The following is a 22215-nucleotide window of genomic DNA, read 5'->3' as shown; positions in this document are numbered from 1 at the left end:
GGTATAAATAACGCCGAAAAAGGGCTCCAGTGCTCGGTAACGAACTCTGGAACCCTTTTTGTGATTTCTAAAATATCATTTTAAGTTGTCGTTTTTAATGAGTTGATTAATTAGTAGTCGCTTGGAAAAATAATATTTGCAGATTTACGGAGACGGTATAGAGTCATATTAACAATTTTAGCTAGTTCAATCCATCGTTGATAATTATCCTGCTGCTGTGGCGATTCGGGGTTAGTAAAGAGTTGTGCAAAATCGTTTAACTCGTCAAACATGGTGTTATCTAAGTAGTGGTTATTGATAACTTGAATACTCCCCTGATTATTAAGATAAGTCACTTTCTTAGTATCGAAAATACTGTCAATTATTAGCGTGTCGCGAAGCCTATATTTATTGCCAAATGCTTCTGCGGTGCTAAGCTTACGGGAATACACAACAGTAAGTTAATATTTCCAAGTATCTTGTGCTGCATGAATCATCTAGTCAAAAATAGTATGGGTTCCAATAATTCCTAATCGTAACATAAGCTAGATTTCCTGGTTAGCCATTTTGTAGATTTATACCATGTCATCATAATAAAGAACTTTCTGATCCCTTGTGCCCACCGGTAGCATTAGGACATGATTGTGACATTTCCATTTCTGCTTGGCAGGTATTTCAATAGTGCTTTTTACACTAAATACCTAAACCCTGTTTTAAAAAATCGTTCAGTTGAAGTTTTGGTGATTCAAGAATCTAACCCGACCGGCAAAAATTCATTACCTTACTCCACCAGCTAACAGATGTGGCGGACCAGCCTGATAAGTAATTTTAAATCCGCAATCTCCTTTCACAAGCTTGGTTGACACTAATTGCTGAAATTAAGTTTCAAGAACAACACCAGCAATTGACGGTTATCCCACGTGAACGCAGCAAAAATATTTTAGCGTATTTGCACAAACACTATGCGGAAAAGGTAACAATTAATGATAGTGCAACTGCGGTCAATATTAGTCCCAAAGAATGTATTCGGTCATTTAAGAAAAACATTCACCAAACGCCAATTGAATACTTATTAAATTACCGGGTTGAGCAGGTAAAGAAAATATTGCGGCATTCGGAGCTTTCGATCACGGATATTGCTTTGCGGGCGGGATTTAGTACGAGTGCCTATTTTAGTAAAATATTTAAGGAACGGGTAGGAATGACACTACGGGAATACCGGCAGCGTCAAGGGTAGCTTACTTTAAGTTTAAAATTTTACTTATCAATGTTTCCATGTCTGCTGGGTTAATGACTTTTTCTTGGCGCGGCGTTTGGTCTACTAACGCTTGGACACCATCGCTAAGCTGATCTCCCAGAAGATCATGTAACTGTTGAAGAGCAGGAAGCCCGATTTGACTAACTTTTTGGTTGGTTAGTGCGTGGTAGACGGTTTCAGGGAATTTATATGGACTGGCAGTTGACACGATAACTGTGGGAGTTGTGTCATGGCTTTGTTGCTGATATTGATGTGTTACATGTGATGCCACTGCAGTATGCGGGTCAATAACATATCCATCATTTAAATATACTCGTTTAATTTCGGCTTCAACTTCATCTGGGGTCGCAAAACCAGCCACAAATTGCTCCTGAAGCTTATTTAATACGGTGGAATCTACCTGGTAGTGACCGTCAGTAGCTAATTGCTTCATTAATTTAGCAACTGTTACGCAGCTTTCATCATAAAGATCAAAGAGGAGCCGCTCAAGATTACTTGATACTAAAATATCCATTGCTGGTGAGTTAGTTAGGTAAAAGTTGCGTCGCCGCTCATATTTTCCGCTCTTGAAAAAGTCGGTCAATACATTGTTTTTATTAGAAGCACACAAGAGCTTGTTAATTGGTAAGCCTAATTTTTTAGCGTAGTAACCAGCGAGGATATCGCCAAAATTACCAGTCGGCACGGTGAAATTAACTTTCTCCCCTAGTTGGATCCCGCCTGTATGAACAAGCTGTCCGTATGCAGCAAAATAGTACACAATTTGGGGGATAAGCCGCCCGATATTCATTGAATTAGCTGAGGAAAAGCAGTTATTATTTTGCGCAAGGCGGTCATTAAATGCTTGATCGTTGAAAATATGTTTAACGCTTGTTTGGGCATCATCAAAATTACCCTTAATTGCGATTGCGTGGAGGTTTGATCCAGGCTGCCCCAGCATTTGGCGTAATTGAACCGGACTAACCCCGCCAGCAGGGTAGAAGACGATTACCTGTGTGTCTTTTTGATTGCTAAACCCTCGCATTGCGGCTGTTCCAGTATCACCAGAAGTTGCGGTGAGGATAACGATTTGTTTTTCTAGTTGGGTGTTTTGTGCAGCACGTGACACTAATTGGGGTAACATTTGTAAGGCGATATCCTTAAATGCCAGTGTCGGCCCGTGAAAAAGCTCAAGATAATAATTGCTGGCGTGTTTGGGCGTTAATGGGGCAATTAAACGGTTATCCCACTGACTACCATAAGCGGTATTTGCATTTTTCAGTAGTTGGTCGCTCGTAAATTCATCAAAAAACCAGTTAAGAATAGTTGCAGCAAGTTGTTGGTACGGCAACGAAATTAAGGTTGCAAGGTTATAAGTTGGTTGAGGAAAATGAAGCGGTACATAAAGACCGCCGTCTGGAGAAAGTCCTTGTAAGATAGCAGTTGGTGATTTTAAAATCGTTGATAAGTCTCCCTGAGTGCTACGGTAGTCCATGATAATTCCTCCAATTTCAAAGGTGATTTTATTTTAATTGTATGTTTCTTATATGCTATGGTACAATGCTGAAAATGAAAAAACAATGAGAAACTGAGGCGAGAAAATGAAAAACATTAAACTGGGACTGCTCGGTCTGGGTACGGTCGGGTCAGGAGTCTTACAGATGGTTCAACAAAATGCGGATAAAATTCTCGATGTTACTGGGTGCAAGTTAACAGTTAAAACAGCTTTAGTTCGAAACCTTGGTAACTATAATAAGTATGCTGATGAAACTTCTTTAACAACTGATTTTGATGAAATCTTGAATGATGATGAAATAAAAATTGTCGTTGAACTTATGGGTGGTATTCATCCGGCTAAAGAATATATTACAACCTTATTAAAAAATCATAAGAACGTGGTCACAGCGAACAAGGATTTGATTGCGTCTTATGGCCCAGAATTGATGACTGTCGCGCATGAAAATCACTGTGACTTAATGTTTGAAGCGAGTGTGGCTGGTGGGATTCCTATTTTGCGGACGATTGCTAATAGCTTTACGGCAGATAAGGTTACTGAAGTAAAGGGAATTGTAAATGGAACAACGAATTACATCTTAACGCAAATGAGCCAGCGGGGATGGTCATACCACCAAGCACTTGCCCAAGCACAACAGCTGGGATTTGCAGAGAGTGATCCAACCAATGACGTGACGGGTAAGGATGCGGCTTACAAGATGATTATATTAAGTCAATTTGCATTTGGAACTCAACTAGATATTAAGGACATTGCGGTAGAAGGGATTGACCGATTGAATGACGCTGATGTTCAACAAGCAGCGTCATTTGGATACGTAATTAAATTACTAGGGATTACCAAGCTGGTTAATAATGGAGTATTTGTCGAAGTTGGCCCAGTGTTAATCCCCCGTGATCATCCTTTAGCAACAATCAATAATGAATTTAATGCAGTAATGGTTACAGCCCAAGCAGTCGGTGATACGCTCTTCTATGGCCGCGGTGCAGGGGGCTTGCCAACTGCTAACAGTGTGTTAAGTGATATTACAACGGTAACGAAAAACATTATCCTGGGAACTAATGGGAATCTCTTTAATAATTACCAACAACCTTATATTCCGGCAAAACTTGCTGATATAAAATATCCATATTATTTATCGTTAACCTTGCCGGATGTTCCTGGGCAAATGTTGAAGCTAACCCAGATGATGACGGATATTAATGCTAGTTTTCGTGAAATAACCCAAACAAAAGATGGCAAAATTGCGCACATTGCAATCATTACTCACCGGATGAGCAAAGAACAATTACAGACATTACTAACTAAAGTAGCTAATGATCAGTCAATTAACTTGTCGGCGGCTTATAAAGTGATGGGATAGGAGGAAGTATAATGATTATTCAAGCACCTGCTTCCAGTGCTAATCTTGGCCCGGGATTTGACTCGATTGGGATTGCAGTCTCTTTGTATTTAAAATTAGAAGTCCTTGGTCCAAGCGATAACTGGCAAGTTGATCACCAGCTTGGGAAGCTCCCTTATGATGAGACGAATATGATTGTAACAACGGCATTAAGTGTCGCACCGGATTTGCCGCCACAGCACCTGCGGGTAGTCAGTGAAATTCCGATAGCACATGGATTAGGAAGTAGTTCAAGCGCAATTGTTGCTGGAATCGAATTAGCAAATCAGCTTAAGAACCTGAACCTTAGCAAGGAAGAAAAAGTTGAGATTGCCAGCCAGATTGAAGGCCATCCTGATAATGTCGCACCGACTATTCTAGGGGGATTAGTAGTGGGGACACATATTAATGGGCATTTTTCTGCGATTGAAGCGCCCTTATTCCCCTATGCTTTTGCTGCATATATCCCGCCTTATAATCTAAAAACAGCTGATGCGCGAGCTGCCTTGCCATATCAACTAGAATATTCCCAAGCTGTTCATGCGAGCGCGGTTGCTAATACCTTTGTTGCTAGTTTGTTTGCTAAAAACTATGATGTAGCGTTTAAATTAATGGAGGCAGATCGCTTTCATGAACCATATCGCAAAGAGCTAGTTCCAGAATTAGATCAAATTCGTGAATTAGGAAAAAAACATGGAGCACTAGCAACATATTTAAGCGGCGCCGGACCAACAGTAATGACAGTTATCGATAATGACAATTACGGATTATTTGAACAGGCAGTGCATGCTGCGGGGCTAAAGGGAAAAGTAGTCCGTTTACACCCAGATGTTGAAGGAGTTAAACTAATATAATTTAGGAAAGAGGCTGGAAATGGATTCGGCCTTTTTTCTTTTTTATGAATTTTAACGAACTATTTTATGTTTTAACTTTATTAAGTTCGATTTTTACATTGAATTATAAAAAAATCTTTGCTATCCTTAAAGCAGATTTGAGGAGGCATTGTTATGAGTGATATTAGTGTAGTAATGGGCAGTAAATCAGACTGGCCAACTGTTAAAGAAACTTGTGATATTTTAGATGAATTTGGTGTTTCATATGAAAAGAACGTGATTTCTGCTCATCGGATGCCAAATGAAATGTTCGCGTTTGCGCAAAATGCGGTTGATAATGGGGTCAAAGTAATAATTGCATGTGCCGGGGGAGCAGCCCATCTTCCCGGAATGATTGCGGCAAATACCCCCCTGCCAGTAATTGGGATCCCAGGACAGACAAAAGCTCTTGGTGGCATGGACTCGCTTTTATCAATTGTTCAAATGCCAGCGGGAATTCCGGTGGCAACCACTGCGATTGGAAAAGCAGGCGCTAAAAATGCAGCGTTATTAGCATTGCAAATTCTTGGGATCACAGATAAGCATATTCAACAACAAATCATCGAATATCGACAGGCGATGCATGATCAAGCAAAAGAAAGTGGGCAGTATCTTGAATAAATTTATTCCACAAGGCTCAACTATTGGCATTATTGGTGGTGGCCAATTGGGACAGATGATGGCATTGGATGCCAAACAGACGGGGATGAAGGTTATTATTTTAGATCCGACACCAAATTGTCCAGCGGGGCAGGTTGCTGATGAACAAATTGTTGCTCCTTATGCCGATACTAAAGCGATTGAAAAGTTAGCTGATAAAGCGGATGTATTAACCTACGAATTTGAAAATGTTGATTTAAATGCTTTGGAAGATATACAGGATCGCGTTTATCTTCCCCAGGGAACTAATTTGCTTTACACGACCAAAAATCGTTTACGGGAAAAGAATTTCTTACGTCAGGCAGGGGTAAAAACAGCACCTTTCATGGCAGTACATACTTCTGCTGAATTAAAAGATGCAGTAAAGAAAATCGGTTACCCAGCAGTTTTGAAAACTAGTGAAGGGGGATATGACGGACACGGTCAAGAAGTATTACGTAATAAGGATGACCTCGATAAGTGTGCGTCTATTTTAGCCACTGGCGACTGTATCTTAGAAGGCTGGGTTCCTTTTAACCGCGAATGTTCAGTAATGGTCGGACGTAATGAAGATGGAGAAATAACGGCTTTTCCTGTTTCAGAAAATATTCACCATGATGAAATTCTACATTTAAGCATTGTCCCAGCAAGAATCTCTTCTGAATTACAACAAAAGGCGCAAAAAATAGCGGTGCAGATTGCCCAAGCGATTAATTTGCGAGGGATTTTAGGGGTTGAAATGTTTGTAACAGATGATGGAGAGATCTATATTAATGAGCTTGCTCCTCGTCCTCACAATTCTGGTCATTATTCAATTGAAGCTTGTAACTTCTCACAGTTCGCCATCCATAATCGAGCAATTTGTAACTGGCCACTCCCGCAAGTAGAGTTATTAAAGCCGGTGGTAATGGTAAATGTTTTAGGTCAGCATGTTAATGGAGTCCGACAACAGATTCAGAAAAAGGCAAATTGGCATTTTCATGATTATGGGAAAGCAGAAGTTCGTCATAACCGGAAAATGGGCCACGTTACAATCTTGACTGATGATATTGAAGCTACTTTAGCAGAAATTGACAATGCAGGTATCTGGGGTGCATAAAGTTCGGCTTTACGTAACCGCTTTTCCTGTGCGATAATACATTTAGAAAAAATAGAGAGGATTTTTGACTGATGATTGATCGTTATACCAGTCCAGAGATGAAAAAGATTTGGAGCTTAGAAACACAATACCAATGTTGGTTAGATGTTGAGATTGCTGCTGATGAAGCGTGGAGTAAGCTTGGGCATATTCCAGCAGAAGATGTGGAAAAGATTAAAAAGAATGCCAAGTTTTCTGTGGAGGGAATTGCAGAGATTGAAGCAGTGACTCATCATGATGTGATTGCTTTTACCCGTGATGTTTCTAAATCATTGGGGCCTGAACGAAAGTGGGTTCACTACGGAATGACGAGTACAGATGTAGTTGATACTGCACAAGGCTTGCGATTAAAAAAGACGAACGATATCCTTCGTCAAGATATTGATAACTTTATGGATGTCCTTAAAGAATTAGCTGAAAAATATAAGTACACAGTTTGTATGGGACGAACACATGGTATCCATGCTGAACCAACAACTTTTGGCTTGAAAGCTGCTCGGTGGTATTCAGAAATGAAGCGTAATAAAGAACGTTTTGAACATGCTGCTAAGGGTGTCGAAGCGGGTAAAATTTCTGGTGCAGTAGGAACTTTTGCTGAAATTGACCCATTTGTTGAGGAATATGTCTGCAAAAAACTTGGCTTACGTCCTCAAGAAATCTCCACACAAGTTCTTCCGCGAGATTTACATGCTGAATATATTGCTACCATTGCGCTTATTGGAACAAGTATGGAAGAAATGGCAACCGAGATTCGCTCTCTTCAACGAACAGAAATCCATGAAGTCGAAGAACACTTTGCCAAGGGACAAAAAGGATCTTCTGCTATGCCACATAAGCGTAATCCAATTGGCTCAGAAAACATTACTGGTTGTGCGCGGATGCTCCGGGGCTTTATGGTACCTGCTTATGAAGATGTTTCGCTTTGGCATGAACGGGATATTTCTCATTCCAGTGCAGAGCGAATGATTTTACCAGATGCAACTTCATTACTTGATTACATGTTGCGGCGTTTTGGTCGAATTTTAAGGAATCTTGATGTATTCCCTGAAACAATGAAGAAGAATATGGATAAGACATTGGGCTTAATTTACAGTGGTCGGGTTCTTTTGAAGTTGGTTAACAGTGGGATGACTCGGGAAGCAGCTTATGATTTGATTCAACCATATACCGCTAAGTGCTGGGCAGAACAGATTCCATTCCGCCCACTATTGGAAGATGACCCAACAATTCAAAAGCAATTAACTAAAGAAGATCTTGATGATGCCTTTGATTACCACTGGCACCTCCGCCATGTTGATGACATTTATAAACGATTGGGATTAGACTAATTTAAGTTAGTTTAAGGGGCTAGACGAACAAAAAAGTTTGTCTAGCCTTTTTGTTATGCTCTATTTAGAAAAACACGAACAATTTAAACTGAAAATCATATAAATATCGTAATTTGTATTGACAATCGGGAGGGGGAAAGAGTATATTGTTGTCATGAAATATCGAATTAATTTTCGGATATTAAAATAAATGTTCGTGTTTTACTGAAAGGAAGTTCCGCAAATGGAGAAGTTATTGTATACCGGCAAGGCAAAGCAGATGTGGCAAACTGAGGATCCAGCGGTTTTACGAGTAGTTTATCTGGACCAAGCTACCGCCCTCAACGGAAAAAAGAAGGATCACTTTACTGGTAAGGGTAAGGCTGCCAATGCTATTTCTTCCCTCGTTTTTGGTTACTTAATGAAGCAAGGAATTGAGACCCACTTTATTAAGAAACTATCAACTAACGAAGACCTTGTAAAAAAATGTGAGATGTTCCCGCTTGAATTTGTAACGCGGAATGTAATTGCTGGCCATTTTGCAAGTCGGTATGGACTTTCAGAAGGGGAAGAGCTTCCTTCACCAGTTGAGGAAACGTTCTATAAAAGCGATGAGCTTAATGATCCCTTTATCAATGAATCCGCAACGATTGCTCTTAAGATTGCCAGCAAAGAGGAGCTTGCGCAAATGTGGGGGATCTGTCGGAAGGTCAATAACTTACTTAAACCATTATTTGCTAAAGCTAATTTACGGTTGGTTGACTTCAAACTCGAATTTGGCCGTTTAAGTGATGGCAAGATTATTCTTGCAGATGAATTTTCTCCAGATAACTGTCGGTTATGGGATCTGACAACTAAGCAACATATGGATAAAGACGTATATCGACGCAAACTTGCTGATTTAACCCAAACATATGATGAGGTATTGGAACGGTTAGAAGCAGTGATGAAGGAGGAAGCATAAATGGTCAATGTTCGGATTTTCGTAACGTATAAGCAATCAGTCTTTGATCCGCAGGGAGAAACAATTAAGGATGCGATCCATTCTCTAGGTCATGATGAAGTAACTGCCGTTAAAGTTGGGAAATTCTTTGACGTTACCTTAGACACAAATGAGGATGAGGTAGCATCAGCGGTAAAAGAAATTGCTGATCAGCTCCTTGTTAATTTCAATATGGAAACTTATACATACCAAGTTATGGAGGAAGCCTAGATGAAAATTGCGGTGGTTGTTTTTCCAGGATCCAATTGCGATGTGGATTTATATGAAGCCCTTCATTCCGTTTGCCATGCAGATGTGGAGTATGTTTCTCACCGGCAAAAAAGTTTAGCTGGTTTTGATGCTGTGATGTTACCAGGAGGATTTTCCTATGGTGATTATCTACGAGCTGGCGCAATTGCTCGGTTTACCAATATCATGCCTGCAATAATCAAGATGGCAAATGAGGGGAAACCAGTCTTTGGAACGTGTAACGGATTTCAAATTTTGACAGAAGCAGGTCTTTTGCCAGGCGGACTCAAACGCAATGATAGCCAACGCTTTGTTTGCAAAACTGTTCCTTTAGAAGTAGTGAACTCGCACACTCTTTTTACTAGTCATTATCAGGATCACGAACGAATCGCATTACCAATTGCGCATGCCGATGGTAGTTACTATGCAGATGAAAAAACATTAGATGAACTGGAAGCAAATAATCAAATTGTTTTTCGTTACGCGACTGAAAATCCAAATGGTAGTTTACGCAACATTGCTGGAATTACTAATAAGCACGGAAATGTCTTAGGCATGATGCCCCATCCTGAACGGGCAGTAGAAACTATTCTTGGCAGTACGGATGGCTTACGGTTATTTGAATCCTTGTTAGAAAACGGCAGAATTAAAGTGGAGGCATAGTTAATGAAGCAAGCAATGACCCCAGAAGAGATTAAAGAAAAGAAACCATACTTAGATTGGAGCTTGACAGAAGCAGAATATGATTACATTCGTACCCAGCTCTTGGGGCGATTACCAAATTATACTGAAACTGGCTTGTTTTCTGCGATGTGGAGTGAGCACTGTTCATATAAAAAGTCAAAGCCGGTTCTGCGTCTCTTCCCTAATAAAAATGAGCGAGTATTGCAAGGTCCCGGAGAAGGAGCAGGGGTTGTTGATATTGATGATGGACAAGCGGTGGTATTCAAAGCTGAAAGTCACAATCATCCGACAACTGTTGAACCTTATCAAGGAGCAGCAACCGGTGTCGGTGGGATTCTACGGGACATTTTCAGCATGGGGGCACGACCAATCGCTTCCCTTGATTCCCTCCATTTCGGTGAATTAGATAATTCGACAACGCGGATGAAAGTAACTAATACTGTTCGGGGAATTGGTGATTACGGTAATTGTATGGGAATTCCTACAATTGCGGGTGAAACAACATTTGATCCATGCTACCAGGGCAATATTCTGTGTAATGCAATGAGTGTTGGCTTAATGGACCAAAAAGATATCCAGCAGGGTCGCGCTGCCGGAATTGGAAATGCAGTGATGTATGTCGGCGCTAAAACCGGCCGTGATGGAATTCATGGCGCCACCTTTGCTTCCGCAGACTTTAATGATGAAAATACGACGCAACGTTCGGCGGTTCAAGTTGGTAATCCTTTTATGGAAAAACTCTTATTAGAAGCCTGTCTTGACCTTATTAGAAATCATCCAGACTGGTTAGTAGGAATCCAAGATATGGGGGCAGCAGGGATTGTTTCTTCAAGTGCGGAAATGGCTTCCGAAGGTAAAAGTGGAATGGAGCTAAATTTGGATCTTGTTCCGCAACGTGAACCCGGGATGTCGGCTTATGAAATTATGCTTAGTGAATCCCAAGAACGGATGCTACTTTGCGTAAAAAAAGGTCATGAAGAAGATATCAAAAAGATTTTTGATTTTTACGATCTTGAAGCGGTCACAATTGGCCGGATTACTGCGGGTCATGATTATGTTCTCTTTCATGATGGTGAAGAAGTATGTCATATCCCAGTGTCGAGTTTAACGGATGACGTACTAGAAGAAGAAAGCCTCGAAAAAAAGCCTGCGCGGATTGAATTAGCCGAACAGCAGCCAGCGTGGATTCCAGATGTTGATAACGTTGCTGAAGTTTTAACTGCCTTGCTTGCTCAGTCAACGATTGCGGATAAAAGTAGTCTTTATCAGCAATATGATTCTCAAGTACGGACAAACACAGTAGCTGGGCCCGGGAGTGATGCTGGGGTTCTGCGGATTCGTGGAACACATAAAGGGTTAGCGATGACAACTGATGGGAACGGTCGGTTTGTTTACCTTAGTCCAGAAGTTGGTGGACAAATTGCCTTAGTTGAAGCAGCTGCCAACATAATTGCCAGTGGAGCTGAGCCGTTAGCAATTACTGACTGCTTAAATTATGGTGACCCAACTGATCCAGAAATTTTCTGGGAACTTCATCAATCTGTTCAAGGGATGGCTGATGCTTGCCGTGAATTTAATACTCCGGTTATTTCTGGGAATGTTTCTTTATATAACGAAAACAATGAGCAAGCAATTCATCCGACGCCGATGGTTGGAATGGTTGGTCTAATTAAAAATATTGATCGCGTAATTCCTTCGTTTGTCCAACACCCGGGAGATAAGGTTTATCTAGTGGGCCAAACTCGTGATGATTATGCGGGGTCTGAGTTGCAAAAAATGATGACCGGCGATATTAGCGGAATTGTTAAGTCATTTGACCTTCACCATGTTCATCAATATATGCAACGTTTACTGACGACGATGGAGAACGGCCTTGTTTCCAGTGCACATGATTTGAGTGAAGGTGGTCTCGGAGTAGCCTTAGCAGAAACGGTCTTCAAAACTGATTTAGGGTTGAAAGTTGACTTTGCTGATCAGCCAGCAGCTCGCCTATTTAGTGAGACTCCTGGAAGATTTATCGTGACGGTTGCTCCTGAAAAAGCAACCGAATTCGAACAGGCATTAGGAAAAGATGCACACCTAATTGGAGAAGTTACAAATAGCCACTGGTTAATGGTTAAACTGGCAAATGGTGAACTCAATGAAAGTGTTGCAAAATTACAAAAAACATGGGAGGAGGCAATTCCGTGCCAACTGAAATCAAAGGATTAAATGAAGAATGTGGGGTCTTTGGGGTTTTTGATGCGGCTAACGCTAGTCAATTAACCTATTACGGCCTGCATACTCTTCAACATCGCGGCCAAGAAGGAGCCGGTATTGTCTCAACTGATGGAACGGAACTTTATCAGCACCGTGACCGAGGATTGTTGGCGAAAGTGTTTGCTGATCCGGCTGAGCTTAAACGATTAAAAGGAAACGCTGCGATTGGCCATGTGCGTTATGGGACAAGTGGACATAACTCGATTTCCAATGTTCAACCCTTCCTTTTTCACTTTCATGATGGCGCCGTTGCCCTTGCCCATAATGGTAATTTAACTAATGCTGTTACCCTTCGTCGTGAATTGGAAAATGAAGGGGCAGTTTTCCAGTCAGATTCTGATACGGAAATTTTAATTCACCTTATTCGGAAATATATTAATGAAGGTTTTATTCCTGCTTTGAAGAAAAGCCTCAACCTTGTCCATGGTGGATTTGCCTACCTATTACTGCAAAAAGATCGGTTGATTGCGGCTTTGGATCCTAATGGGATTCGTCCTTTATGTATTGGAAGGTTAGAAAATGGTGCTTATGTTGTTGCTAGTGAGACTTGTGCTTTAGATATTATTAGTGCTCAATTTGTGCGTGATGTTTTGCCAGGAGAATTAATAGTTATTGATAAAAATGGGTTACATATTGACCATTACACTACCCAAACTCAGCTGGCAATTTGCTCAATGGAGTATATCTATTTTGCCCGTCCTGATTCTATTATTCATGGGGTAACGGTACATAATGCGCGGAAACGAATGGGAAAGTTATTAGCAAAGGAACATCCGGTTGATGCTGATATGGTGATTGGAGTACCTAACTCATCGTTGTCTGCTGCTAGTGGATATGCTGAAGAAAGTGGCCTTCCATATGAAATGGGGTTAATAAAGAGCCAATATGTTGCGCGAACGTTTATTCAACCAACTCAAGAGTTACGGGAGTTAGGCGTTCATATGAAACTGTCAGCTGTCCGCGGAGTTGTAAAAGGAAAAAGAGTGGTAGTAGTCGACGATTCGATTGTGCGCGGAACAACTTCTAAGCAGATTGTCCAAATGCTAAAAAGAGCTGGGGCTAAAGAAATTCATATGCTTATTTCCTCACCACCATTTAAGTTTCCGTGTTTCTATGGGATTGACGTATCAACGCGTTCAGAACTGATGGCTGCTCATTACTCCATTGAAGAAATGCGGCAGTTAATTGGTGCAGATTCTCTTAACTTTTTGAGTATTGATAGTTTAATCAAAGCAATTAACGTACCAGATGCAGGAGATGCTCCTAATGGTGGACTTACCGTGGCTTATTTTGATGGGAAGTACCCAACGCCACTTTATGATTATGAAGAAGGGTACTTAAAGTCGTTAAGCGAACAAGAGCGATTAGCAAGAAAGGGGTAAGAGGATGAGTCGTTATCAAGATGCAGGGGTGGATGTAAATGCCGGGTACGAACTTGTTCATCGTATTAAAGATGCAGTCAAATCAACTGATCGCCCAGGTGTGATTGGGGGAATTGGCAGCTTTGGGGGGATGTTTGACTTAGGAAAATTACAGGTACGGCATCCGGTCCTTGTCTCTGGCACTGATGGTGTGGGAACGAAACTCTTAATTGCCCAACAAATGAATAAGCACGATACAATCGGGATCGATGTTGTCGCAATGTGCGTTAATGATGTCTTGGCGCAGGGAGCGGAACCAATAACATTTCTCGACTACATTGCGACCGGCCATAATGATCCGGCTAAGATGGCAGCGATTGTTAGCGGAGTAGCGACTGGTTGCCGAGAAGCTGGAGCCGCTTTAATTGGTGGAGAAACAGCAGAAATGCCAGATATGTATGCAGCCAATGAGTATGACCTGGCAGGAACAGTAACAGGGATAGCAGAAAAAGAAGAACTTCTTACCGCTGCTGGACCGCAAAAAGGTGATATTTTACTTGGCCTCCCATCAAGTGGCTTGCATTCCAATGGCTTTTCCCTTGTCCGGCAGATCTTATTTAAGGATAATCACGTCAAATTAACTGATCGCCCAGAAGCCTTGAGAGGAAAGACGGTAGGAGAAACGATCCTGACTCCTACTAGGATTTATGTTCAAGCGGTCTTGCCATTAGTCCATCGCAAATTGGTTCATGGGATTAGCCATATTACTGGTGGAGGATTGATTGAAAATGTTCCCCGGATGTTAGGAGATAACTTGCAAGCGGTGATTGATCCTGGTCGGTGGCCACAGCTTCCGGTCTTTGACTATTTGCGGGTGCTAGGAGACCTTACTAAGGAAGATTGTTTCGAAGCATTTAACATGGGAATAGGAATGGTCTTAGCAGTAGCACCAGATCAAGTAGCACAAGTTCAAGAGATACTATCAAATAAAAACATGACAAGTTATCAAATTGGTTATCTTCGTCATTGTTTACCAGATACAAAAAAGATTGTTATCAAGTGAGGGTTGTAAATGAGAGTCGCAATTTTAGCATCAGGAAACGGAACGAATTTTGAAGTCTTAGCACAGCACTTCAAAAATAATGATCTTCCTGGTGAATTAGCATTATTATTCTGTAATCATCCAGATGCTCCGGTAATGAAAAGAGCTGCCCGTCTGGGGATTCCGGCAGAAAGCTTTACGGTCAAATCTTGTGGGGGAAAACAGGAATACGAGGAAAAGTTATTGGGAGTGTTGAAAAAGTATCAAATTGACTTTATTGCCCTTGCTGGTTATTTACGAGTAATTGGGCCCACTATTTTGGATCATTATGCTCACCAAATTATTAACCTTCATCCAGCATGGTTGCCAGAATATCCGGGACTACATTCGATTGAACGGGCATTTGCTGATCAACAAGCCCAGACAGGCGTCACCGTACACTATATTGATGCGGGACTCGATTCCGGCCCAATTATCGCCCAGGAACACGTCCCAATTTTACCAACTGATACTATTGAAACCTTAGAAGCACGGGTTCATGAAACTGAGCACCGGTTATATCCTGAAGCATTAAAGCAGGCATTAGAAAAGGAGCAACATTAAATTATGAAAAGAGCATTAGTAAGCGTTTCTGATAAGCAAAACCTGGTCCCATTCGTTAAAGGATTAGTTGAAAATGGTTTTGAAATTATCTCGACTGGTGGGACGAAGCGGGTTTTAGATGAAGCGGGAATTGAAACAATTGGGATTGAGGATGTTACTCATTTTCCGGAAATTCTTGATGGCCGCGTAAAGACTCTTAATCCATACGTCCATGGGGGACTATTGGCTCGCCGGGACTTACCAGAACACATGGCGACCCTCGAAAAACTTAATATTACGCCAATCGATTTAGTCTGTGTTAATCTTTATCCATTTAAAGAGACGATCGAAAAGCCGGGAGTGGAATTAGCCGATGCAATTGAAAATATTGATATTGGTGGTCCTAGCATGGTCCGCTCAGCTGCTAAAAACTATCATGATGTAACAATCGTGGTGGACCAAGCCGATTACGATGAAGTCTTAGCCCAGATCAAAGAAGATGGTGAAACATCATTAGCAACTCGAGCACTCTTAGCAGCGAAAGCCTTTCGTCATACGGCAGCCTATGATTCCCTCATCTCTCAATACCTTACAAAACAGACAGGGCTTGAAGATCCAGAAAAATTAACTTTAAGCTGGGATTTAAAAGAAACAATGCGTTATGGTGAAAATAGTCACCAAAAGGCTTGGTTATATGAAGACGCGCTTCCTAAGGCTTTTTCAGTTTTACAGGCTAAACAATTACATGGTAAGAAGCTTTCCTACAATAATATTAAAGATGCTGATGAAGCATTACGGTGCATTCGCGAATTTGATGAACCAACAGTTGTAGCGATGAAACATATGAACCCATGTGGCATTGGCCGAGGGGATAGTTTGGTTCAAGCTTGGGATCGTGCCTATGAAGCTGACCCTGTTTCTATTTTTGGGGGAGTGATTGCTCTTAATCGGCAAGTTGATTTAGCTACCGCCGAGAAAATGCACAAAATCTTTTTAGAAATTGTCATTGCACCTGGCTTTGACGATGATGCATTTGAGTTATTGGCAAAGAAGAAAAATATTCGTTTGTTGAGTCTGGACTTTAGTAAGAAGGATGAACCAACTAAACATGAAGTTGTTTCAGTGATGGGTGGAATGTTGTTGCAGGAACAAGACACGCTTAAGGAAGATTACCACGACTGGCAATGTGTTACTGAAAAGCAACCAACAGAGGAACAGCTTAAGACATTAATGTTTGCCTGGAAAGCAGTTAAGCATGCCAAATCAAATGCGATTGTCTTAGCAAATGATGAGCGGACATTAGGGGTCGGAGAAGGTCAACCTAACCGAATTGATTCATTGAAAATTGCCGTAAAACATGCTGGCGAGGCGATTGATGACCGGACAGTGATGGCATCGGATGCTTTCTTCCCATTTGGTGATTGTGTTGAATATGCGGGTCAAAATGGCATTAAGGCGATTGTTCAGCCAGGAGGATCAATTCGCGATCAAGAATCAATTGAGATGGCAAATAAGTATGGAATTGCAATGGTCACAACAGGCATTCGTCATTTCCGCCATTAAAGCTAGGAGGGTATCATGGAAAAGCAGGTCAACGTATTAGTTGTAGGTGAAGGCGGTCGTGAATTTGCCGTGGCGAAAAAATTACAAGAAAGTCCCCGTGTTAAGCAAGTTTATTGTGCGCCAGGCAACGTGGGGATGTCGACTGTAGGAGTAGTTCCCATTGCAATTGCGGAAACTGACTTTGCTAAGCTGATTCAATTTGCTAAAGAACATAATGTCGCGTGGACATTCGTGGGTCCTGAGGATTGCTTGGTTGATGGGATTGCTGATGAATTTAAGGCCGCTGGACTAAAGATTTTTGGCCCTGATGCGCGGGCTGCCCAATTAGAAGGTTCGAAAGACTATGCCCTTAATTTTATGAATAATTATCACGTTCCCACTGCCCGCCATGCGACATATCGGGATCAAACAGCAGCGATTAATAACGTTGGGCAATTTGGCTTTCCAGTAGTAATTAAAGAAAATGGTTTAGCTGGAGGAAAAGGGGTTGTCATTGCAAAAGATCGTGCAGAAGCAATTAAGACAATCAAAGAAATGTTTGTCAATGGTCAGGCGCGCCTTGTGATTGAAGAATGTCTATCAGGTCCTGAATATTCAATGTTTGTTTTGATTAGTAATGGCCACTACCAAATTTTGCCCATGGCTCAAGACCACAAACGAGCATTTGATGACGATAAAGGTCCTAATACTGGGGGGATGGGGGCTTATAGTCCCTTGCCACAACTTTCCTCAGCCGTTCGTCAACAGATGATTGATGAAGTACTTAAGCCAACAATTGATGGTTTGGTGGCTGGCGAGTATCACTACCATGGGATTTTATATATTGGCCTTATTTTGACTGATAATGGTCCAAAAGTGATTGAATATAATGTTCGTCTAGGTGATCCAGAGACCCAGGTGATTTTGCCCCGCATGAAAACCGACTTGTTCGAACTTGTAGACGCAGCAATAAATGATCGACCATTACCAGAAGTTGAAGAAAATGAAGATGCTTGTTTTGGTGTTGTTTTGGCATCGAAAGGGTATCCAACTAAGCCAATCCACGGCCAAAAGCTGGGAACATTTCCAGTTGATCCTAATGTTACTATTGATTACGCAAATGTTGCTGGAACAATTAATGACTTAAAAGGTGCAGGTGGACGTTTACTAATGGTGATCGGGAAAGATGATTCTCTTCAAAAAGCCCGCGATCACGTTTATGGCTACTTGCACCAGCTTGATGAACCTGAATGTTTTTATCGTCATGATATTGGTGCAAAAGCTGGACTGCAATAATTTCTTCATCACTATTGGCATTTGCAGGGGAATGGATTAAAATAATATGGTAATGCTGTTTATAGCGATTTTAAGAAGAAAGAGGTCAATTGAACATGGCTAAATTAGTATTAATTCGTCACGGTCAAAGTGAATGGAACTTATCTAACCAATTTACTGGTTGGGTTGATGTTGATTTAAGTGAAAAGGGTGTTGAACAAGCAAAGAATGCTGGTAAAGCCCTTAAGGAACACGGCATTGAATTTGACTACGCATACACTTCTGTTTTGAAGCGTGCTATCAAGACTTTGCACTATGCTCTTGAAGAATGTGACCAATTATGGATCCCTGAATACAAGACTTGGCGTTTAAACGAACGTCACTATGGTGCACTTCAAGGCCACAACAAGCAAAAGGCCGCTGAAAAGTACGGTGACGAACAAGTTCACATTTGGCGTCGTTCATACGATGTATTACCTCCATTGCTAAGTGCTGACGATGAAGGTTCTGCTGCAAAGGATCGTCGTTACGCTAACTTAGACCCACGTGCTATTCCTGGTGGTGAAAACTTAAAGGTTACTTTGGAACGTGTTATTCCATTATGGCAAGATGAAATTGCGCCAAAGCTTTTGGACAACAAGAACGTTATCATCGCTGCCCACGGTAACTCTCTCCGTGCATTGAGCAAGTACATCGAAAACATTTCTGATGAAGACATCATGAACCTTGAAATGGCTACTGGTCAACCGGTTGTTTACGACTTCGATGACAAGCTTAACGTATTAAGCAAGGAAAAGTACTAAAATAAACTTACGATATTAAATTTGAAGAGGCGGGAAAGTTAGATTCCTAACGCCTCTTTTTTGTAGCTTTTTTTGAAGAAATGTTGAAGATATTGATGAATAAATTGAGCTTATAGTGAGTTGTGGTATGATTAACATCAGAATCTAATAAGGTGGAGAGAATTTAAATGAAAATGGAAAAACAACGAACACTCCCAATGAAGGAATTTTACCTTTCATTGAAAGAACTGGTAAAGCCTAACTATTTAAAGGCAATGTGGCCAGTTGCAGGGGTATCAATTATTTTTATTGCTTTAGCAGCGATCTTAGCACTCCTTAATTCAAACATTGCTGCCTCATTGAGTATGACGATGATGATGGTAATGTACGGGATGGCTTCCCCGGTTGCAATCTTGTTCTCATTACTAGAAATTGTAGGGATTGTCGCAATTATTGCTGCGTTAGCCTTCTTCTATACTTTCTTTGCAGTTGCTACCCAATATACATATCAGGATAAGATGGCTCATCCAGAACAACCAGTTAGTGCTGGATCAATATGGATGCACTATAAGCACTTGCGAAAAAACCAAGTATGGCGGATTATTCTTTACATTGGATTGTTTACTTTCTTATGGAGTTTGCCCCTCAACATTGTTAACGCATTACTCTTGCCACATTTATCCGGAGTAGCCGCTGTTTATACGGGGTGGGCAATTCGCATCCTTAATGATATTGTCGTATTATGGAAGAGTATTGAATATTCTCAATCATACTTCCTTTATCGTGAAAAGCAGCCACAATTTCTTAGCCAATCAATGCGTTATGCTTTAACTGCTAGTCGGCGGTTCATGACTGGTCGAAAGTGGAACTACTTTGCAATTCTGTTTGTTTTAGAATTCCTTCCAATGTTTATCTGGACTTTAATTTTTGGTGGATTGGCATTTTACGGCGTTTATACGGCAACTTATGTCCTTACTTATATCGGAATCGTTTTAGTGGTTGTTGGTATTTCCTGCTACCTTCCAGTGGTATATGCAATTCTTGCTTTGTACTACAACAAGGCTCGGGCAGGAATGGAAATGGATGTGCTTTTTAAGGATACTTTTAAGCCAGTAGCCGAATTAACCGGTGAAGCTTATGTTCATGAAGTATATGTAGAAAAACAACCAAAAGAACAACCATCACCAACTGTTAAGCGTGATGATGAAAAGAAACACGAAGCAAAAAAAGATGAATAGTGAAGCGAAAAGCTGAAGGGTAACGAAAACTCTTCAGCTTTTTTGTATTTTAAATACTTCTTGACAGTAATCATTAATTCCATGTACAATGACGGCAATAACCAAAGATGAAGAAGTAATCTTAGTAGTAAGCGGTTGGACATTTAGGAAGCAAGTGGTAACTGTAAACTTTGCCAATGCCGTTATACGAATTACACTTACGGAGTCTTTCAGTATTTGAACGGATCGTCTCGTTATCGACTAGAGTGGTAGCTATTTAGCTGCAAATCAAGGTGGTAACGCGGTAAATCGTCCCTGACTTCATTATTTGAAGTTGGGGATTTTTTGTATCCGAGAAATTTATGGAGGTAAACATGGATATTCTTAATGAACTAGAATGGCGTGGGGCTATTAACCAAGTTACAGACGAAGAAGGCCTACGCAAATTAACATCAGAAGATAAAATTGCTCTTTACTGTGGAACTGATCCAACCGGGGATAGTCTTCATATTGGACACTTAATTCCATTTATGATTTTGAAACGATTCCAATTAGCTGGCCACCATCCAGTAATTATTATTGGGGGAGGAACTGGTGCAATTGGTGATCCATCCGGTCGAAAGTCAGAACGGCAACTTCAAACCATGGATCAAGTTCACCACAACGAAGAAGCATTAACTGCTCAAATGAAGAAGTTGTTCGGCACTGAAAACTTCACGATTGTAAATAACTATGAATGGTTATCAAAGATCAGCTTGTTAGACTTTCTTCGTGACTACGGTAAACTATTTAATATCAACACCATGTTAAATAAGGAAGTAGTAGCAAGCCGGTTAGATGCTGGTATTTCATTTACTGAGTTCACTTATCAAATTCTTCAATCAGTCGATTTCCTTCATCTTTACCGTCACAACAATGTGCAATTACAGATTGGTGGCTCCGATCAATGGGGAAATATCACTGCCGGAATTGATTTGATTCATAAGGTTGAAGGACCAGATACTAAGGTTTACGGACTTACTATTCCATTAATGCTCAAAGCTGATGGAACTAAATTTGGAAAGACCGCGGGTGGTGCAATTTGGCTTGATCCAGAAAAGACCTCTCCATACGAATTTTATCAATTCTGGATTAACCAAGATGACCGTGACGTTATTAAATACTTGAAGTACTTCACTTTCTTATCAAAGGAAGAAATTGATGACTTGGCAGAAAAAGTTGAGAAAGAACCATGGAAGCGAGAAGCTCAACGTCGCTTAGCCCAAGAAGTAACTAAATTTGTTCATGGCCAAGAAGCAGTTGAAGAAGCAGAACGGATTAGTAAAGCATTGTTCTCTGGGGATGTTGCTGGCCTTTCTGTTGCAGAAATTGAACAAGGCTTTAAGAATATGCCTTCAGTAGATGTAGAAAATAAGAAAGAAAATATTGTTATTTGGCTAACTGATAATGGTATTGAACCTTCACGCCGCCAAGCTCGGCAAGATGTATCGAGTGGAGCTATCAGAATTAATGGGGAAAAAGTTGATGATGTTGACGCCGAGATTGATCCCCAAGCGCATTTTGATGGTAAGTTTGTGATTGTCCGGAAGGGTAAGAAGCACTATTACTTAGCTCGCGTAAAATAAACTAGACCAATTGTTAGGGAATACGTTCTTAAAAGATGATTTAAGGGCGTATTTTTTTGCTTTTAGATATAAAAAACAAATTTTGCCTATTTTAAATAATAAAAAAAGTTCAGGTTTAAAAAATAAATTAAAAAAGTTGAAAAAAGGTGTTGACGAAAGAATGAAATCCATGTATAGTAGTTATCGTTGTCGAAACAGCTAAGTGCTGTTGAGATGGTTTAACAAAAAAGTTAAAAATAATTGTTGACATCGACTTGGCAACATGATATATTAATAGAGTTGCTGATTGAGTTATCGATCAAAAGAAATTGAAAAATAATTTAAAATTTCTTCTTGACAAGTTAATCTGATACATGATATAATGAAATTGTTGATTGGCTGCTTAATTAGCCGACAGGTAGACCTTTGAAAACTGAACAAAGTTTCGACGAATCAAATGTGTAGGGTCTTCAATCACGATGTGATTTGAAGCAAAACATTTGCGAAGTCAATTCGCTTAATAACAAAGATAATTGAGAGCTATTCAAGTTCTTATATATTTTATATGAG

At 40.7% G+C, this 22215-nt stretch carries 20 protein-coding genes; 18 read left to right on the top strand and 2 right to left on the bottom strand.

Annotated features, from left to right (window positions below):
- Positions 1-110: 110 nt before the first annotated feature.
- Entirely contained in the window at positions 111-431 is a 321-nt protein-coding gene (locus tag QOS06_RS05050) for a hypothetical protein (RefSeq protein WP_224758111.1), read from the bottom strand.
- A gap of 407 nt (positions 432-838) precedes the next feature.
- On the opposite strand from QOS06_RS05050, the gene QOS06_RS05045 reads away from it, so the two are divergent.
- Positions 839-1216, top strand: a complete 378-nt coding sequence (locus QOS06_RS05045) for a helix-turn-helix domain-containing protein (protein ID WP_283595589.1) — start codon at positions 839-841, stop codon at positions 1214-1216.
- A gap of 1 nt (position 1217) precedes the next feature.
- Here the strand turns inward: QOS06_RS05045 and thrC are convergent, their stop codons facing one another.
- Complete coding sequence (gene thrC / locus QOS06_RS05040) at positions 1218-2711, bottom strand: threonine synthase (protein WP_099979919.1); 1494 nt, start codon at positions 2709-2711, stop codon at positions 1218-1220.
- Between the two features lie 106 nt (positions 2712-2817).
- Between thrC and QOS06_RS05035 the strand changes: the two genes are divergently transcribed.
- From QOS06_RS05035 to tyrS, 17 genes are all read left to right on the top strand, one after another.
- Complete coding sequence (locus tag QOS06_RS05035; RefSeq protein WP_003672291.1) at positions 2818-4092, top strand: homoserine dehydrogenase; 1275 nt, start codon at positions 2818-2820, stop codon at positions 4090-4092.
- 11 nt (positions 4093-4103) lie between these two features.
- On the top strand, positions 4104-4964 hold the full coding sequence (thrB, locus tag QOS06_RS05030; protein ID WP_098046787.1) for a homoserine kinase: 861 nt from the start codon (positions 4104-4106) through the stop codon (positions 4962-4964).
- 153 nt (positions 4965-5117) lie between these two features.
- Complete coding sequence (gene purE, locus QOS06_RS05025; protein ID WP_003665424.1) at positions 5118-5603, top strand: 5-(carboxyamino)imidazole ribonucleotide mutase; 486 nt, start codon at positions 5118-5120, stop codon at positions 5601-5603.
- Complete coding sequence (gene purK, locus QOS06_RS05020; RefSeq protein WP_152701216.1) at positions 5566-6720, top strand: 5-(carboxyamino)imidazole ribonucleotide synthase; 1155 nt, start codon at positions 5566-5568, stop codon at positions 6718-6720. Before purE ends, purK begins: the two co-directional genes overlap by 38 nt.
- 71 nt (positions 6721-6791) lie before the next feature.
- Positions 6792-8087 (top strand): adenylosuccinate lyase, encoded by a 1296-nt coding sequence (purB, locus tag QOS06_RS05015; RefSeq protein ID WP_283595586.1) that lies wholly within the window; start codon positions 6792-6794, stop codon positions 8085-8087.
- A 223-nt stretch (positions 8088-8310) separates the two neighbouring features.
- Positions 8311-9030, top strand: coding sequence for a phosphoribosylaminoimidazolesuccinocarboxamide synthase (purC, locus tag QOS06_RS05010; RefSeq protein WP_085679971.1), 720 nt, complete (start codon positions 8311-8313; stop codon positions 9028-9030).
- Positions 9031-9279, top strand: coding sequence for a phosphoribosylformylglycinamidine synthase subunit PurS (gene purS / locus QOS06_RS05005; RefSeq protein WP_003672280.1), 249 nt, complete (start codon positions 9031-9033; stop codon positions 9277-9279).
- Entirely contained in the window at positions 9280-9960 is a 681-nt protein-coding gene (gene purQ, locus QOS06_RS05000) for a phosphoribosylformylglycinamidine synthase subunit PurQ (protein WP_035154909.1), read from the top strand.
- A gap of 3 nt (positions 9961-9963) precedes the next feature.
- A complete protein-coding gene (gene purL, locus QOS06_RS04995) occupies positions 9964-12192 on the top strand; it encodes a phosphoribosylformylglycinamidine synthase subunit PurL (RefSeq protein ID WP_152709450.1) in 2229 nt (742 codons plus the stop codon).
- Entirely contained in the window at positions 12168-13622 is a 1455-nt protein-coding gene (gene purF / locus QOS06_RS04990) for an amidophosphoribosyltransferase (protein ID WP_085649647.1), read from the top strand. Before purL ends, purF begins: the two co-directional genes overlap by 25 nt.
- Before the next feature lie 4 nt (positions 13623-13626).
- Positions 13627-14664: a phosphoribosylformylglycinamidine cyclo-ligase gene (purM, locus tag QOS06_RS04985; RefSeq protein ID WP_283595584.1), complete on the top strand. Its 1038-nt coding sequence runs from the start codon at positions 13627-13629 to the stop codon at positions 14662-14664.
- A gap of 9 nt (positions 14665-14673) precedes the next feature.
- Positions 14674-15246: a phosphoribosylglycinamide formyltransferase gene (gene purN, locus QOS06_RS04980; protein WP_087214685.1), complete on the top strand. Its 573-nt coding sequence runs from the start codon at positions 14674-14676 to the stop codon at positions 15244-15246.
- A gap of 3 nt (positions 15247-15249) precedes the next feature.
- On the top strand, positions 15250-16788 hold the full coding sequence (purH, locus tag QOS06_RS04975) for a bifunctional phosphoribosylaminoimidazolecarboxamide formyltransferase/IMP cyclohydrolase (RefSeq protein WP_283595583.1): 1539 nt from the start codon (positions 15250-15252) through the stop codon (positions 16786-16788).
- Positions 16789-16803: 15 nt separating this feature from the next.
- Positions 16804-18063 (top strand): phosphoribosylamine--glycine ligase, encoded by a 1260-nt coding sequence (purD, locus tag QOS06_RS04970; RefSeq protein ID WP_283595582.1) that lies wholly within the window; start codon positions 16804-16806, stop codon positions 18061-18063.
- Positions 18064-18158: 95 nt separating this feature from the next.
- Positions 18159-18845 carry a 2,3-diphosphoglycerate-dependent phosphoglycerate mutase gene (locus tag QOS06_RS04965; RefSeq protein WP_003665449.1) on the top strand — a complete coding sequence of 229 codons (687 nt, stop codon included), beginning with the start codon at positions 18159-18161 and terminating at the stop codon, positions 18843-18845.
- Between the two features lie 167 nt (positions 18846-19012).
- Positions 19013-20062 (top strand): MFS transporter, encoded by a 1050-nt coding sequence (locus QOS06_RS04960; protein ID WP_003672269.1) that lies wholly within the window; start codon positions 19013-19015, stop codon positions 20060-20062.
- A gap of 353 nt (positions 20063-20415) precedes the next feature.
- Entirely contained in the window at positions 20416-21666 is a 1251-nt protein-coding gene (tyrS, locus tag QOS06_RS04955) for a tyrosine--tRNA ligase (RefSeq protein ID WP_283595581.1), read from the top strand.
- The last annotated feature ends 549 nt before the right edge of the window (positions 21667-22215 follow it).

The organism is Limosilactobacillus sp. DJ3M12 (assembly GCF_947381695.1).
Lineage (GTDB): Bacteria > Bacillota > Bacilli > Lactobacillales > Lactobacillaceae > Limosilactobacillus > Limosilactobacillus kinnaridis.
This window is presented reverse-complemented; position numbering and strand designations above follow the sequence as displayed.

What these genes read in the sequence shown, in the direction of transcription:
- thrC (WP_099979919.1), bottom strand. Translation starts at nt 2,711, where the DNA reads ATGGACTACCGTAGCACTCAGGGAGACTTATCAACGATTTTAAAATCA.
- QOS06_RS05035 (WP_003672291.1), top strand. Translation starts at nt 2,818, where the DNA reads ATGAAAAACATTAAACTGGGACTGCTCGGTCTGGGTACGGTCGGGTCA.
- thrB (WP_098046787.1), top strand. Translation starts at nt 4,104, where the DNA reads ATGATTATTCAAGCACCTGCTTCCAGTGCTAATCTTGGCCCGGGATTT.
- purE (WP_003665424.1), top strand. Translation starts at nt 5,118, where the DNA reads ATGAGTGATATTAGTGTAGTAATGGGCAGTAAATCAGACTGGCCAACT.
- purK (WP_152701216.1), top strand. Translation starts at nt 5,566, where the DNA reads ATGATCAAGCAAAAGAAAGTGGGCAGTATCTTGAATAAATTTATTCCA.
- purB (WP_283595586.1), top strand. Translation starts at nt 6,792, where the DNA reads ATGATTGATCGTTATACCAGTCCAGAGATGAAAAAGATTTGGAGCTTA.
- purC (WP_085679971.1), top strand. Translation starts at nt 8,311, where the DNA reads ATGGAGAAGTTATTGTATACCGGCAAGGCAAAGCAGATGTGGCAAACT.
- purS (WP_003672280.1), top strand. Translation starts at nt 9,031, where the DNA reads ATGGTCAATGTTCGGATTTTCGTAACGTATAAGCAATCAGTCTTTGAT.
- purQ (WP_035154909.1), top strand. Translation starts at nt 9,280, where the DNA reads ATGAAAATTGCGGTGGTTGTTTTTCCAGGATCCAATTGCGATGTGGAT.
- purL (WP_152709450.1), top strand. Translation starts at nt 9,964, where the DNA reads ATGAAGCAAGCAATGACCCCAGAAGAGATTAAAGAAAAGAAACCATAC.
- purM (WP_283595584.1), top strand. Translation starts at nt 13,627, where the DNA reads ATGAGTCGTTATCAAGATGCAGGGGTGGATGTAAATGCCGGGTACGAA.
- purN (WP_087214685.1), top strand. Translation starts at nt 14,674, where the DNA reads ATGAGAGTCGCAATTTTAGCATCAGGAAACGGAACGAATTTTGAAGTC.
- purH (WP_283595583.1), top strand. Translation starts at nt 15,250, where the DNA reads ATGAAAAGAGCATTAGTAAGCGTTTCTGATAAGCAAAACCTGGTCCCA.
- purD (WP_283595582.1), top strand. Translation starts at nt 16,804, where the DNA reads ATGGAAAAGCAGGTCAACGTATTAGTTGTAGGTGAAGGCGGTCGTGAA.
- QOS06_RS04965 (WP_003665449.1), top strand. Translation starts at nt 18,159, where the DNA reads ATGGCTAAATTAGTATTAATTCGTCACGGTCAAAGTGAATGGAACTTA.
- QOS06_RS04960 (WP_003672269.1), top strand. Translation starts at nt 19,013, where the DNA reads ATGAAAATGGAAAAACAACGAACACTCCCAATGAAGGAATTTTACCTT.
- tyrS (WP_283595581.1), top strand. Translation starts at nt 20,416, where the DNA reads ATGGATATTCTTAATGAACTAGAATGGCGTGGGGCTATTAACCAAGTT.